Genomic DNA, 14307 nt, shown 5'->3' with positions numbered 1-14307 from the left:
GGGAAGGGCATTTTTGCGGTTCGGGCACCCTTCGGGCACCTGCGTGGTGCTAGCCCTTCACCTTCAGCGGCTCGGATTCGAAGATGTTGGTCAGCACCCCGGACACCCAGTCCAGGATCTCCTCGTCCACCAGGTCGCGACCGCCGACCGCGGAGGTCTTCGGCTTGGGGACGAAGATGGCATCCAGCCCCGGCTTGTCGGCTGCGCCCTTGTACATCCGGGCCAGGCGAAGCTGGCGAGAGTCCGGCAGGTTCGCGATGGACGCCGGGGCGAACTTGATGAAGTTGCCGACCATTCCCACGTCGCTCAGTCCCAGCGCGCGGGCCTTGATCCTGATGCGGGCGACCTCCAGCAGGTTCACCACCGCCGCCGGCGGCTGGCCGTAGCGGTCCACGAGCTCGGCATGCACCTCCGCCAGTCCCTCGAAGTCGGTCGCCGCGGCGATCTTGCGGTAGGCCTCCAGGCGCAACCGCTCCCCCGGCACGTAGTCGTGCGGCAGGTGCGCGTTGACCGGCAGCTCGATCTTCATCTCCGCGGTCTTCTCGTCGGCATCGCCCTTGTATTCGGCAACGGCCTCGCCGACCAGGCGCAGGTACAGGTCGAACCCGACCCCGGCGATGTGCCCCGACTGCTCCCCGCCCAGCAGGTTGCCGGCGCCGCGGATCTCCAGGTCCTTCATGGCCAGCTGGTAGCCCGAGCCCAGCTCGTTGTGCGCGGCCACGGCCTTGAGCCGTTCCAGCGCCACCTCGCCCAGCGGCTTCTCCGCGTTCCACAGGAAGTAGGCGTATGCGCGTTCGCGGCCGCGGCCCACTCGCCCGCGCAGCTGGTGCAGCTGGGACAGGCCGTAGTTGTCCGCCCGGTCCACGATCAACGTGTTCGCGTTGGAGATGTCCAGACCGGTCTCGATGATGGTGGTGGAGACCAGCACGTCGAACTTCTTCTCCCAGAAGTCCTGGATGATCTTCTCCAGCCGCGACTCGCTCATCTTGCCGTGCGCGACCTCCACGCGCGCCTCCGGCACCAGCTCGCGCAGCTCGGAGGCGATCGCGTCGATCGAGGAGACCCGGTTGTGCACGAAGAACACCTGGCCGTCTCGCATCAGCTCGCGGCGGATGGCCGCGGAGATCTGCTTGTCGGTGCGCGGGCCCACGTAGGTGAGCACCGGGTGGCGCTCCTCCGGCGGGGTCGCCAGCGTGGAGGTCTCGCGGATGCCGGTCAGGCTCATCTCCAGGGTGCGCGGGATCGGGGTCGCGGACATGGACAGCACGTCCACGTTGGTGCGCATCTTCTTGAGCTGTTCCTTGTGCTCGACGCCGAAGCGCTGTTCCTCGTCGACAATCACCAGCCCCAGGTCCTTGAACTGCACGGTGTCCGAGAGCAGCCGGTGGGTGCCGATGACCACGTCGACGGACCCGTTTTTCAGCCCCTCGACGATGTCCTTGGATTCCTTCGCGGACTGGAAGCGCGAGAGCGTCTTCACGCGCACCGGGAAGCCGGAGTAGCGGTCGGTGAAGGTCTGGTGGTGCTGGGAGGCCAGCAGCGTGGTGGGCACCAGCACGGCGACCTGCTTGGAGTCCTGCACGGCCTTGAACGCGGCGCGCACCGCGATCTCGGTCTTGCCGAAGCCGACGTCGCCGGAGATCAGCCGGTCCATCGGGATCTCCCGCTCCATGTCCGCCTTGACCTCGTTGATGGTGGTCAGCTGGTCCGGGGTCTCCACGTAGGCGAAGGCCTCCTCCAGCTCCGACTGCCAGGGGGTGTCCTTGGCGAAGGAATGGCCGCGGCTTGCCATGCGTGCTGAGTACAGCCGGATCAGGTCCCCCGCGATCTCCTTGACGGCCTTGCGCGCCTTGGACTTGGTGCTGGCCCAGTCCGAGCCGCCCATCTTGGACAGGCTCGGGGCCTCCCCTCCGACGTAGCGGGTGACCTGGTCCAGCTGGTCGGTCGGGACGAAGAGCTTGTCCCCCGGCGCCCCGCGCTTGGACGGCGCGTACTCGAGCACCAGGTACTCGCGCTTGGCGTCGGCGCCGCCGGCGACCTTGCGGGCGATCAGCTCGACGAACTTGGCGATGCCGTGCTGTTCGTGCACCACGTAGTCGCCCTCGAGAAGGCTCAACGGGTCCACCGCGTTGCGCCGCTTGACGGCCATGCGCTTGGCCCCGCGCGGCGCGTACGCGCTGGAGCGGCCCAGCAGGTCGGCCTCGGTGAGCAGCCCGAGCTTCAGCGAATCGAGCACGAATCCGCGCCCGGCCTGCGCCGTGGTGATCTCGATGAGCCCCTCGGTCGGCTCGTTCTCCAGCGAGTCGATCCGGTGCGTGGGGATGTCCGCGTCGTGGAAGAGCTCGGCCAGTCGCTGGGCGGGACCGGGCCCGTCGGTGGCCACGACCAGGCGCCAGTTGTCCTTGATGCGCGAGGAAATGAACTGCATCATCTCGGCCACGTCGCCCTGGTAGCCGCGCGGCTCCCGGGCGTCGACCCGGATGGAGTCGACCTCCGGCAGCAGTTCGGCGTCGGTGCCCAGCGAGGTCAGCGTCCACCAGGAAACCCTGGCGTCCTGCGCGTCGAGCACGGTCCTGGCCAGCGAGGTGAAGTTGCCGGCCTCCAGCTCGTCGGCGGCGGCCTGCGCCTGCGCCTGGCTGAGGTCAAGCGGCGCGGCCCCGCCGTCGGAGGCCGTGGCCCAGGCCGCGGCGAGGAACTCGGCGTTTGTCGCCTCCAGGTCGTGGGCGCGGGCGCGCACACGCTCGGGCTCCATGACCAGGGCGATGGATTCGGCGGGCAGCTGGCTCAGCAGCGGCACCATGGAATCAACCAGCAGCGGCGCGAGGGACTCCATGCCCTCCACCGCGACGCCGCCGGCGATCTTGGCCAGCATGTCGCGGGCCGCCGGCATGTGCTCCTGCAACTTGGCGGCCTTGGACATGACGGAGGGCGTGATCAGCAGCTCGCGGCAAGGCGGGGCCTGGATCTGCGTCGGTGCCTCGGAATCGAGCGAGCGCTGGTCGGCGATCGAGAAGAAGCGCATGGCCTCGATCTCGTCGCCGAAGAAGTCGATGCGCACCGGGTGTGCGTAGGTCGGCGGGAAGACGTCGAGGATGCCGCCGCGCACCGCGAACTCGCCGCGGTGGGTGACCATGTCGACCCGCGCATAGGCGGCATCCGCCAGGGCCCTGACCACCGAGGAGAACGGATACTCGTCCCCGACCTTCAGGTCGACGGTTTCGAGCTTGCCGAGCCCCGCCACCAGGGGCTGGATGACGGCGCGGATCGGGGCGACGATGACCTTCAGGCCCGGGTCCTTCAGCTCGAGCCGGTGCAGCACGGCCAGGCGTCGCCCGACGGTGTCGGAGCGCGGCGAGAGCCGTTCGTGCGGAAGCGTCTCCCAAGACGGGAACTCGGCGATCGCATCATCGGGAAGGTAGCTGCGCAGCCCGGCGCTGAGGTCCTCGGCCTCGCGGCCGGTGGCCGTCACGGCAAGCACCACGGCACCCGGCACCTTGGACTGCAGCGCCTCGAGCGTTTCCGCAGTGATGACGGGCCGCATGCCCGTGGGCGCGGCGATTTCCAGCTGGTTGGCCCGCGTCGCGTAGCCGGTCGCCGCGTTGGAATGCACCCTGGAAAAAGATGTGTCGGCTCGCAGTGCACTGCGCAGACCATGAAGCGCCATCGACTAGCTACCTTTCGAAAAACCGGTTCCCGCGCACAACACAACTACCCGGAATTCCATGTGAATCCCGGGGTGCGCATATCCAAGCGTACAGCTCCTGTCAGATGACACCTGTACCCTTGGAGGCGCAAGAACGTTTTGCGTTGGCCTATCTATTTATACGGAGTTTGCCTTATGGCTCTTAATGCCACCACTGATTTGATGCACGCCCCGGCGGCGGTCATCGCCACGTTGACCGATCGCGCATTTGCCGAACACCTGACCTCCATGGTCGGTGGCGAACTGAAGAGTTTCGAGGTTGCCGGCGACGTCGCAGCAGCCTTCACCCTGACCACCGTCAGGTCCCTGCCGACCGATCGCGCGCCTGAGATTGCGCGGAAGTTCGTCGGACAGACCGTTGAGGTCACCCAGGTCGAATCCTGGTCCGCCCCGGCCGCCGATGGCTCCCGCGATGCAACCCTGAAGGTCACCGTCGGCTCCCTGCCGGTTTCTGTGGCGGGTTCCGAGTCGCTGCGCGCAAGCGCCGAGGGTTCCGCCCTGGGCATCGATGCGACCGTGTCCTCCTCCATCCCGTTCGTCGGCGGAAAAATCGCCGCTGCGGCCGAACCGTTCATCTCCAAGGCGCTTGCCTTGCAGGGCAACAGCGTCTCCTCATGGATTGAACGCGGCTAATCCAGCACGCACTCGGCCCGGTGTGAACGCCGGCGCCAGGTTCAACGGACCGGTACCTTCCAGCCACAAGAAACAGGCTGGAAGGTACCGGTCCGCTGTTTTTGGTACGCCCGGCTTCGTCGACCGGGAAGACCTCTGCACGGAGTCCTGCATCGGTCCCCGTGCGAAAAAATGTGCGCTCGGCTGACTTTTTCCGATACTGTGGACTCTGGTGTGCCGGGAAGTCTGGTCGGCGATAATTCAACGTACCCGAAAAGAATTGGTGTAAATCCATGACTCATTCACAACCCCCCACACCAACCCCCAGGACGGTTCTGGGTCGCGGCAGTTACGCCGAATACCTGCGCATAGGCGAGATCCTCCGCAAGGAGACCGTCGGCGGCATGGTGCTCATTCTCGGAGCCGTCGCCGCCATCATCTGGGCAAACTCCCCCGCCTCGGCCAGCTACTTCGCGTTGCGCGACTTCCACATCGGCTTCGAGATCGCCGGCATCGACCTGAACCTTTCGCTCGGCCACTGGGCCGCAGACGGCTTGTTGGCCGTGTTCTTCTTCCTGGTCGGGCTCGAGCTGAAGAAGGAATTCGTCGCCGGCGACCTGCGCGACTTCAAACGCGCTGTCGTTCCGGTCGCCGCGGCCTTCGGTGGCGTCTTGGTCCCGGCGCTGATCTTCGTGGCCATGAATGCCTCCACCGGCGGGGAAACCCTGCGTGGCTGGGCGATTCCCACCGCCACCGACATCGCGTTTGCCGTGGCGGTCTTGGCCGTCATCGGCTCGAACCTGCCGTCCCCGCTGCGCATCTTCCTGCTGACCTTGGCCGTGGTCGACGACCTGATCGCCATCGTCATCATCGCCTTCGTCTTCACCGACGACCTGCGTCCTCCGTACCTGTTGATGGCCATCGCGCCGATCGCGCTCTACGCGTTCCTCACCCACAAGTGGCCCAAGTTCTTCGCTTCCAAGTGGTGGGCACCGTGGTTGATCCTGTTGCCGCTGGGCGCCGTCAGCTGGGCCCTGGTCTTCGGGTCCGGCGTCCACGCGACGATCGCCGGTGTTGTCCTTGGTTTCTGCGTTCCGGTCATCCGCAAGGACGCACCGGAAAAGCCGGGCCTGGCCGAGAAGTTCGAGCACCGCTTCCGCCCGCTTTCCAGCGGTTTCTGCGTTCCCGTCTTCGCCTTCTTCGCGGCCGGTGTTGCCATCGGCGGCGCCAGCGGAATCGCCTCCGCATTCGGCGATCCGGTGCTCTGGGGCATCGTTTTCGGCCTGCTCTTGGGCAAGCCGTTGGGCATCATGGGCTCCACCTGGCTGGTGACCCGCAGCGTCCATGCGAACCTCGATCCCGACGTCAAGTGGGGCGATTTGCTCGGCGTCACCTTCCTGGCAGGCATCGGCTTCACGGTCTCGCTGCTGGTTTCGGAGTTGTCGTTCGGACTTCAGTCACCGCACTATGACCATGCCAAGGTCGCGATCCTTCTTGCCTCCGTGCTGGCCGCGGTGATGGGCGCCCTGTGGCTGCGTCCACGCGACCGTCGCTACCGGCTGATTGCCGAACGCGACGCCGTGGACAAGAACCAGGACGGAATCCCGGACGTCTTCCAGCAGTAGCCGGGCGACACCCCTGCGGCACGGCAAAAAGGGCCATGGTCCCGTACCCGATACTTCGTCGGGGACAGGACCATGGCCCTTTTTGCAACCACTGTGCAGCCTCTTCCGTGGGAGTTACAGAAGCAACCGTGGCCGGGTCAGGCTTGGGAATTCGCCGCCAGCAACGCCGCCTCGGCCGCCACCCACGCGAGCATCGCGCACTTGACGCGAGCAGGGAACTTGGAGACGCCCGCAAACGCGGCCGCGTCGCCCAGGATCTCCTCATCGGCCTCACGGGCTCCGCGCGATCGCATGAGTTCACGGAATTCCTCGAGGATCGCCAAGAATTCTTCGCGTTCCAGACCGGCCGCCATTTCGGCCAGCACGGATGCGGAAGCCATCGAGATGGAACAACCGTCGCCTTCCCAGGAGACGGCTTTCAGCTTTGTCCCGTCCATCTGCACGCGCAGACGGATCTGGTCCCCGCAGACGGGGTTGTGCTGCATTGATTCACCGTGCGCGCCGGCAGGATCGGCCTCGATCAGGCCGTCCCCCTTGCGTGCCTTGGAGTGTTCCAGAATGATCTGCTGGTACAACTGGTCTAGTTCGCTCATTTGCCGACTCCGAAATATCCTTGCACATCGGCAACCGCGTTCAGCAGTGCATCAATGTCGCTGGTGGTGTTGTAGATGTATGTACTGGCGCGGGTGCTCGAGTTCACGCCCAGCGCACGGTGCAGCGGTTGCGCACAGTGGTGTCCCACACGCACCTCGATTCCGCGGGCGTCCAGGAACTGCCCCACGTCGTGCGGGTGCACGCCCTCCACCGCGAACGGTGCAATGCCGATGCGCGCCACACCCTGCGGCGGGCCCAGGAGCTTGATTCCCGGAATCTGTTGCAGGCCGACGAGCATGCGCTCACCCAGGTGTTCCTCCCAGGCCGCAACTCGTTCCATGCCCACTTCCTGGAGGTACGACACAGCCGTGGCCAGCCCGTGGGCCTGTGCAATACGTTGGGTGCCGGCCTCGAAGCGCATGGGCGCCGGCAGGAATTCCGCCTTCTCCATGGTGACGGAGGTGATCATGGAGCCACCGGTGAGGAACGGTGGCATCGCGTCAAGCAGTTCGCTGCGCCCGTAGAGCCCGCCGATTCCGGTGGGGCCAAGCATCTTGTGGCCGGAGAACGCCATGAAATCCACGTCAAGCGCCTTCACGTCCACGGGCAGGTGCGGGACGGATTGGCAGCCGTCCAAGACCGTGAGAGCCCCGACGTTGCGGGCCAGGGAAACCATTTTTGCGACGTCCGTGATGGTTCCCAGCACGTTTGAAACGTGCGTGAAGGCCAGCACACGGGTCCGCGGGGAAATGATCTGCCCGGCGATGTCCATCCGAAGCACGCCGTGTTCGTCAACCGGAATGTATTTCAGCGTTGCCCCGGTGCGGAATGCAAGTTCCTGCCAGGGAATGAGGTTTGCGTGGTGCTCGAGTTCCGTAACGACGATCTCGTCGCCCGGCCCCAGCGCAAAGCGCCGGGCGGCTTCTCCCCCGAGCCCTGCGCTGGCATTGGCAAAGGAGTACGTAATGAGGTTCAGGGCCTCGGTGGCGTTTGAGGTCCAGACAAGCTCGTTCTCCCCCGCCCCAATGAAGCTCGCAACCGTCGCACGCGCCTGCTCGAAAACGTCCGTCGCTTCAACGGATAGCGAGTGCGCCCCGCGGTGAACAGCCGCGTTGTAGCTCTCATAGTAATGCTGCTCGGCTTCATAAACGCAGGTGGGCTTCTGGGAAGTGGCGCCGGAGTCCAGGTAGACCAGCGACGAGTCGTTGACTGTGCGTTCGAGGATGGGGAAGTCCGCTCGAAGACGGGACACCTCGACGTCGTCGAGGGGCTCGATGCGGGCATCTTGCTGTTGGGGAGATGCACTGGACACTGTTGGATCCTCCGAAGTTTGATTTCATGCCGATGCTTTTCCGCGGTCGCCGCCAACATGACTGGCTACGCGGCGGGGAATCGCATCTTGATTACGGCATCAATTTCTTCGCTAATTCTCCCATGCCGTGGCGACGTGGGCACCTAAGCCAAACCTTACCCAAGCCTCCTGGGCACAAAAAAGAGGCCGGTAGCAGGATGGGGGTGGCCCAGTCTCGGAGGCCGCCCACTACCGGCCCCTAGTCTTTGGGGCCAAAAAGGCACTAGATCATTCTAGGAGCTGCACGATGGTTGAACAAATTGATGAATCACCATTCGAGGTACTACTATTTCCGTCTACCGCTGTCAGCGCGGGGTGGAGGTCTATCCGGCCTACTCGTGTTACGAAGTGTGAACCTTCAGCTGAGCGGCTTCAAGCCCCAGCCGCACGAGATATTCCACGGCATCCGCTGAGTTGTCGACCAGGAACGGAAGGTCCTTCTTCTCATCCTTGGAAAAGTCCTTCAGCACATAGTCCGCGGTTTCCATGCGTCCGGGAGGACGTCCCACTCCGACTCTCACCCTCAGATAATCCTTGGTTCCCAGGGCCTTGGAAATATCCCGCAGCCCGTTGTGCCCGCCCTCGCCGCCACCAAGCTTGAGCTTGACGGTGTCAAAGGGAATGTCGATCTCGTCGTGGACGGCGATCACGTGGGCGGCATCGAGGCTGAAGAACTTGGCAAGGTTTCCCACCGGTCCCCCGGAGAGATTCATGTAAGTCATGGGCTTGGCCAAGATCAACTTCGGCCCGCCGATCCCCAGCCGGCCCTCAAGTATCTGTGAGCGCGAGCTGTGGGTCTTGAATTTTCCGCCCATGCGGGAGGCCAATTCATCAACAACCATCTGTCCGACATTGTGCCTATTATGCGCGTAGCCGGGCCCGGGGTTTCCGAGCCCGGCTACAAGCCAGGTATCGCTAGTCATGCGATGAAGAATACCTGAAGATTACTCGGCAGATTCAGCTTCGGCTGCTGCTTCGACGGTTGCAATGACAACGTCGCCCGGGATGGCCAGTGCGGTGCCTTCCGGCAGGACCAGGTCCGAAGCCAGGATGTGGGTGCCTGCAGCAACGCCGGTGATGTTGGCTACAACGAACTCCGGAAGGGCCACTGCTTCGGCCTCAACGGCGATGACAGCGTGGTCCAGTGCCAGGGAAGCGCCAGCGGCGAGTTCGCCCTCGATGTGGACGGAAACCTCAACGGTGACCTTTTCGCCCTTCTTGACGATCAGGAGGTCAAGGTGGTCAACGGTCTGGCGCAGTGCGTGGCGCTGGATGTCCTTAACCAGGGTGATGGTGTCTTCGCCTTCAACCGAGATGTTCAGCAGGGCGTTGGCGCCACGAACAGCAAGGGTGGTTGCAGCGGCCGGAAGCAGAACGCGGACTGCGTCGGTGCCGTGACCGTAGATTACCGCCGGGATCTTGCCGGCGCGGCGGGCCTGGCGTGCAGCGCCCTTGCCGAAGTCGGTGCGCAGTTCGCCGTCAAGCGTGATGATCTTGCTCATGGTTTCTCCTTGTGGAAGATGATGAATTGGTTCTTGCCCCGCTCGGGCCTAGAAGCAACATCATCCGATTCCTCTTCAGGAGAAGGACGCTATATGCGTTTCTAGCCTCGTCGATAACGGACCCCGCATTTGCATGCAGTTCCCTCGCCTGGGCACAAGTATTGATTTTAGCAGGGGTTGCGTTGCACAGGGTAATCACGGCATTCCCCGGCCACGAACAACCAACGAAAAACGAGGACCTCCCGACGCCGGGCGGGCGTCGGGAGGTCCTCGGAAAACCTATGAGGCGTTGACCTTAGGCGTTGCCGTCAAACAGGCTGGTGACCGAGCCGTCTTCGAATACTTCCTTGATGGCGCGGGCCAGCAACGGAGCAATCGAAAGCACCGTGAGGGTGTCGAAGCGCTTGGCTTCCGGAATCGGAAGGGTGTTGGTGACAACAACTTCACGCGCACCGCATTCGGCAAGGCGCTGGGCTGCCGGGTCGGAGAAGACTGCGTGGGTGGCGGCGATGATGACGTCCTTGGCACCGGCGTCCTTCAGCACCTTCACGGCGCCGGCGATGGTTCCGCCGGTGTCGATCATGTCATCGATCAGTACGCAGGTGCGACCCTCGATCTGGCCGACAACGGTCTTGGACACGGCCTGGTTCGGTACGGTGAGGTCGCGGGACTTGTGCACGAAGGCCAGCGGGGCGCCGCCAAGGCGTTCCGCCCACTGTTCGGCAACGCGGACGCGTCCGGTATCCGGGGAAACAACGGTCACCTGGTCGTCGCCGACGAGTTCGCGAATGTAGTCAGCCAACAGCGGGATGGCGAAGAGGTGGTCGACCGGGCCGTCGAAGAAGCCCTGGATCTGCGCGGTGTGCAGGTCAACGCTCATGATGCGGTCCGCGCCGGCTGCCTTGAACAGGTCGGCAACCAAGCGGGCCGAGATCGGCTCGCGGCCGCGACCCTTCTTGTCCTGTCGGGCGTACGGGTAGAACGGTGCCACAACGGTGATGCGACGAGCGGAGGCGCGCTTCATGGAGTCAACCATGATCAGCTGTTCCATCAACCAGTTGTTCAGCGGAGCCGGGTGGGCCTGGATGACAAAGACATCTTTGCCGCGGACCGACTCGCCCGAACGAACGTAGATCTCGCCGTTGGCGAAGTCGTACGCGCTCATCGGAAGCAATTCGGTGCCAAGCTCCGCTGCCACCTCTTCGGCTAGTTCCGGGTGGGCACGCCCTGAAGCTAGAACCAGCTTCTTATCGACGTTATGGCTCAATTCGCTCATGGGATCGCTTTCTCGCTCGAACGGGGATCGAAGGTGATTGGTTTTACTTTGCCGAGCCCGCTGATTCGGTGGCTACACCGGAATCAAGGGCCGACTTGAAGGCAGCTTCTGCAGCGGGGGTACCCGGACGCTTGGAAAGCGTCCAGCCCTCGGCATTACGTTGCGGTGCCACGGAGAGGGCAAGCGCCCCCGCCGGAACGTTTTTGCGTACGATGGCGCCGGCTCCGGTGTATGCGCCGTCTCCAATGGTCACGGGGGCGACAAAGACGGTGTTGGAGGCGGTGCGCACGTGCGAACCAATGACGGTGCGGTGCTTGTTGACACCGTCGTAGTTGGCGGTGATGTTGCCACAGCCAATGTTGGTGAATTCACCAATTTCAGCGTCCCCGGCATAGCCAAGGTGCGAGAGCTTCGAGCCACGACCAACAACAACGTTCTTGGTTTCGTAGAAGGCGCCGATCTTGGCGTCGGGGCCAAGGTTGGTCTTGGGGCGCAGGTAGGCAAACGGACCCACCGACGCTCCCTCTGAAATGTTCGAGTCGGTGACGTCCGAGCGTACGATCTTTGCGCCGCGGCCCACGGAGGTGTTGGTCAGCGTGGTGTCCGGTCCGATGACCGCATCGGTCCCGATCGCGGTGGTGCCATGGAGCTGGGTACCCGGCTTGATGGTGACGTCGTTGGAAAGTGCGACCTCGACATCGATCCAGGTGCTGCCCGGGTCGATGATGCTGACGCCGGCGCGCATCCAGGCCTCAAGGGTGCGTCGATTCATTTCCTTGCCCAAGGCTGCAAGCTGGACACGGTCGTTCGCGCCTTCGACCTGCCAGCGGTCCTCCGTGACAACTGCTGCCACGCGGCCGCCGTTTGTCCGGGCAATGCCGAGAACATCGGTCAGGTACATTTCGCCTTGGGCGTTGTCAGTGGTGACTTCGTTCAATGCGGAGCGCAGGATCTCGGCATCGAATGCGTAGATGCCCGAGTTGACCTCGCGGATGGCGCGTTCTTCGTCGCTGGCGTCCTTGTGTTCGCGGATCCCGGTGACGGTTCCGTCCTCGGCGCGAAGGATTCGTCCGTATCCGGTGGCGTCGTCAAGCAGTGCGGTAAGAACCGTAACTGCGTTGCCTTCGCGGTCGTGGGCTTCCACGAGTTCCGACAACAGTTCGGTCGTCAGCAATGGGACGTCGCCGTAGGTCACCACGACGGTGCCTTCAAGGTTTTCATCCAGCTTTTCCAGGCCAACCTGTACCGCACGTCCGGTGCCCGGGATTTCGTCCTGATCGGCGATGATCGCGTCCGGGTGGATCTGCAGGAGGTGGTCGACAACGCGGTCACGTTCGTGGCGAACCACTGCTACGAGCTTTGCGGGTTCCAGTCCACGTGCGGCGGCGATTGCATGCCCGAGCATGGAGCGGCCGCCGATTTCGTGAAGGATCTTGGGCTTCGCCGACTTCATCCTGGTTCCTGCGCCTGCGGCTAGGACAATGACGGCAGCTGGTGCGTTGGCTTGAACGCTCAAGATTTGTACTCCCTGTACTTTGGCTAGCCGGACCGGCCCAGCCTGGCTTCACCATTCTATCTCGTGAATTTCACCAAGAATTTCATTGGGTGATGCGTTCCGCCCATAGGACTCGAACCTATACTCCACAGCTCCAAAGGCTGGGGTGCTGCCAATTACACCAGGGCGGATTGTGCTTCGAGACCTGCTCTGCGACACAGTCAACTATTCTGCCACGACTGGGCCCTTTGATGCGACTCGATGCCTATGCGTGTCCGGACCCGCTGATAACCCGGCTGCCGGCTTTTTCTGCGTACGATGAAGTGCATGAGTGCCATTCAACGCCCCCGTACCCGGATGACCGGGGTCCAGCGACGCCTGCAACTGCTCGATATCGCCCGTCAGTTGTTCTCCTTGCGCGGAGTTGACGGAACCACCATCGAGGAAATCGCCACCGCAGCCGGGGTATCCAAGCCCGTTGTCTACGAACACTTCAGCTCCAAGGAAGCCCTCTACATGGAGGTGGTGACCAACGAGTACAGGGAACTGCTCGCACGCATCACGGATTCGCTGTCCGGCGATGATTCTTCGCGCGTTTTGCTCGAAAAGGCCGCACTCGCTCTTTTGACCTATATAGAGGACTGCACCGAAGGTTTCCGCATCCTGGTGCGCGATGCTCCCCCGTCCCAGCCCGAAGGCACCTACTCAACACTGTTGACCAAGGTCACCGAACAGGTCGAGCACATCCTGACCGACGAATTCTCGCGCCGCGGCTTCAGCGCCGAGGACGGCTCGATCTACGCGCAGATGCTGGTGGGCATGGTCGCCATGACCGCCCAGTGGTGGCTTGATGCACGGCATCCCGACAAGCGCACGGTAGCGGCCCACGTGGTCAACCTTGCTTGGTATGGGCTCACCGGCCTTCGCAAGGAACCCGGCCTGCGCGACCAGATGGCTTCACCCGCAACGGAGCAGTAGACCCAAGGATTCTCTGGGCCGGCCCCTTGCGCGGAGGCGGTTCCTTCCTCCAAGGTTAGTGGGAGCATACGAAACTCGCTGGCTGATGATTTGGGGAATCAGTAATGACGCATGTTGAGGAATCTGCCGATGTGGCTTTCAGTGCCTTTTTGGGAGCCGAAACCAATATCTGGCATTTGGCGCAGGTACGTGAAGATGCCGTGCTTGGTGAGCAGTGCAACGTGGGTCGGGGCGCCTACATCGGGCCCGGCGTCCGGCTTGGCAATCGCTGCAAAATACAAAACTACGCACTGGTCTACGAACCGGCGGTACTGGGCGAGGGTGTGTTCATCGGCCCGGCAGCGGTGCTGACCAACGACCTCTTCCCGCGTGCGATCAACCCCGATGGCACGCTGAAGTCAGGCGACGACTGGGAAATGGTCGGTGTGACCATTGGACAGGGAGCCGCCGTCGGAGCCAGGGCCGTTTGCATTGCCCCGGTGAACATCGGCAAATGGGCGACCGTTGCCGCCGGCGCCGTCGTTACCAAGGACGTCGTCGACTACGCCATCGTTGCAGGAGTGCCGGCCAAACGCGTTGGATGGGTGGGCGAAGCGGGACGGCCGTTGATCCAAGCCGATGGCCACTGGGTTTGCCCGGCCACCCAAAACCGGTACATCGAATCCGACGGACATTTGCAGCCGTTGTGAGCCGTTCTCGGGGCGTGAATCGATGGGCGGTTCTGGCATTCACGGCTTACCTGGCATTGGTTTTCGTCGTCGTGTTCCTGCTCAAGGTTGGCGATATGCCGCTGGCCGATCGTGTCGGTGGCGTCCTTCGCAATTTTCAGGATCGCGACTTGCTCATCGGCATCCGATACGGCCACGTTGAGGCCGCGGCCAACGTGCTGTTTTTCGTGCCGCTTGGCGCCTTGCTGACATTGATTTTTGCCCCGCCCAGGTGGATTGTCGGTTGGTTGCTCTGCCTCGGGCTGTCGGCGTTCATTGAATGCGTGCAGTTCTTCTTCCTTCCGGGACGCGTCGGATCAGTGCGTGACGTGATTTGCAATGGGTTCGGGGCGGGCATGGGAGCGCTACTTGCATTCGCCTTGGCGCAAATTAGGGTATGGGCACGAAGGAAACACCTACGTCGCGGCACCAATCTACGCATAGATTAGTTCCAATTGGGGTAC

Annotated in this window: 12 protein-coding genes and 1 tRNA gene; 5 read left to right on the top strand and 8 right to left on the bottom strand. The window is 63.3% G+C overall.

All coding sequences use genetic code 11. The features are described 5' to 3' along the window. Positions 1–49 precede the first annotated feature (49 nt). Entirely contained in the window at positions 50–3664 is a 3615-nt protein-coding gene (gene mfd, locus ACIQLF_RS14590) for a transcription-repair coupling factor (protein WP_400299729.1), read from the bottom strand. 174 nt (positions 3665–3838) lie between these two features. On the opposite strand from mfd, the gene ACIQLF_RS14585 reads away from it, so the two are divergent. Together ACIQLF_RS14585 and nhaA are read left to right on the top strand one after the other, a co-directional pair. Next, positions 3839–4336 carry a DUF2505 domain-containing protein gene (locus tag ACIQLF_RS14585; protein WP_400299726.1) on the top strand — a complete coding sequence of 166 codons (498 nt, stop codon included), beginning with the start codon at positions 3839–3841 and terminating at the stop codon, positions 4334–4336. Positions 4337–4608: 272 nt separating this feature from the next. Continuing rightward, the gene (nhaA, locus tag ACIQLF_RS14580; RefSeq protein ID WP_400299724.1) at positions 4609–5940 is read left to right on the top strand and encodes a Na+/H+ antiporter NhaA; all 1332 of its coding nucleotides are present in this window, start codon (positions 4609–4611) and stop codon (positions 5938–5940) included. A 137-nt stretch (positions 5941–6077) separates the two neighbouring features. Here nhaA and sufU read toward each other — a convergent pair whose 3' ends face one another. The 7 genes from sufU to ACIQLF_RS14545 form a co-directional block, all read right to left on the bottom strand. Further along, on the bottom strand, positions 6078–6533 hold the full coding sequence (sufU, locus tag ACIQLF_RS14575) for a Fe-S cluster assembly sulfur transfer protein SufU (protein ID WP_400299721.1): 456 nt from the start codon (positions 6531–6533) through the stop codon (positions 6078–6080). Continuing rightward, positions 6530–7846, bottom strand: coding sequence for an aminotransferase class V-fold PLP-dependent enzyme (locus ACIQLF_RS14570; RefSeq protein WP_400299718.1), 1317 nt, complete (start codon positions 7844–7846; stop codon positions 6530–6532). The genes sufU and ACIQLF_RS14570 overlap by 4 nt, the downstream gene beginning before the upstream one ends. Before the next feature lie 380 nt (positions 7847–8226). After that, complete coding sequence (pth, locus tag ACIQLF_RS14565) at positions 8227–8808, bottom strand: aminoacyl-tRNA hydrolase (protein ID WP_400299715.1); 582 nt, start codon at positions 8806–8808, stop codon at positions 8227–8229. Between the two features lie 21 nt (positions 8809–8829). Then, positions 8830–9387: a 50S ribosomal protein L25/general stress protein Ctc gene (locus ACIQLF_RS14560; RefSeq protein WP_400299712.1), complete on the bottom strand. Its 558-nt coding sequence runs from the start codon at positions 9385–9387 to the stop codon at positions 8830–8832. Positions 9388–9682: 295 nt separating this feature from the next. After that, positions 9683–10663 carry a ribose-phosphate diphosphokinase gene (locus tag ACIQLF_RS14555; protein ID WP_400299709.1) on the bottom strand — a complete coding sequence of 327 codons (981 nt, stop codon included), beginning with the start codon at positions 10661–10663 and terminating at the stop codon, positions 9683–9685. Between the two features lie 43 nt (positions 10664–10706). Then, positions 10707–12179 (bottom strand): bifunctional UDP-N-acetylglucosamine diphosphorylase/glucosamine-1-phosphate N-acetyltransferase GlmU, encoded by a 1473-nt coding sequence (glmU, locus tag ACIQLF_RS14550; protein WP_400299707.1) that lies wholly within the window; start codon positions 12177–12179, stop codon positions 10707–10709. A gap of 97 nt (positions 12180–12276) precedes the next feature. Next, a tRNA-Gln gene (locus ACIQLF_RS14545) sits at positions 12277–12349 on the bottom strand. Between the two features lie 136 nt (positions 12350–12485). Between ACIQLF_RS14545 and ACIQLF_RS14540 the strand changes: the two genes are divergently transcribed. The 3 genes from ACIQLF_RS14540 to ACIQLF_RS14530 all read left to right on the top strand — a co-directional run bounded on the left by ACIQLF_RS14540 (position 12486) and on the right by ACIQLF_RS14530 (position 14292). Then, positions 12486–13136 carry a TetR/AcrR family transcriptional regulator gene (locus ACIQLF_RS14540; protein ID WP_400299704.1) on the top strand — a complete coding sequence of 217 codons (651 nt, stop codon included), beginning with the start codon at positions 12486–12488 and terminating at the stop codon, positions 13134–13136. A 104-nt stretch (positions 13137–13240) separates the two neighbouring features. Then, on the top strand, positions 13241–13825 hold the full coding sequence (locus tag ACIQLF_RS14535; RefSeq protein ID WP_400299701.1) for an acyltransferase: 585 nt from the start codon (positions 13241–13243) through the stop codon (positions 13823–13825). Next, complete coding sequence (locus ACIQLF_RS14530) at positions 13822–14292, top strand: VanZ family protein (protein ID WP_400299698.1); 471 nt, start codon at positions 13822–13824, stop codon at positions 14290–14292. The genes ACIQLF_RS14535 and ACIQLF_RS14530 overlap by 4 nt, the downstream gene beginning before the upstream one ends. The last annotated feature ends 15 nt before the right edge of the window (positions 14293–14307 follow it).

The organism is Paeniglutamicibacter sp. NPDC091659, assembly GCF_044756805.1.
Lineage (GTDB): Bacteria > Actinomycetota > Actinomycetes > Actinomycetales > Micrococcaceae > Paeniglutamicibacter.
Note: the sequence above shows the minus strand (reverse complement) of the source record. Positions and strands in the feature narration are given on the sequence as shown.

Coding starts and splice junctions, on each gene's coding strand:
- mfd (WP_400299729.1), bottom strand. CDS start 3,664: ATGGCGCTTCATGGTCTGCGCAGTGCACTGCGAGCCGACACATCTTTT.
- ACIQLF_RS14585 (WP_400299726.1), top strand. CDS start 3,839: ATGGCTCTTAATGCCACCACTGATTTGATGCACGCCCCGGCGGCGGTC.
- nhaA (WP_400299724.1), top strand. CDS start 4,609: ATGACTCATTCACAACCCCCCACACCAACCCCCAGGACGGTTCTGGGT.
- sufU (WP_400299721.1), bottom strand. CDS start 6,533: ATGAGCGAACTAGACCAGTTGTACCAGCAGATCATTCTGGAACACTCC.
- pth (WP_400299715.1), bottom strand. CDS start 8,808: ATGACTAGCGATACCTGGCTTGTAGCCGGGCTCGGAAACCCCGGGCCC.
- ACIQLF_RS14560 (WP_400299712.1), bottom strand. CDS start 9,387: ATGAGCAAGATCATCACGCTTGACGGCGAACTGCGCACCGACTTCGGC.
- ACIQLF_RS14555 (WP_400299709.1), bottom strand. CDS start 10,663: ATGAGCGAATTGAGCCATAACGTCGATAAGAAGCTGGTTCTAGCTTCA.
- ACIQLF_RS14540 (WP_400299704.1), top strand. CDS start 12,486: ATGAGTGCCATTCAACGCCCCCGTACCCGGATGACCGGGGTCCAGCGA.
- ACIQLF_RS14535 (WP_400299701.1), top strand. CDS start 13,241: ATGACGCATGTTGAGGAATCTGCCGATGTGGCTTTCAGTGCCTTTTTG.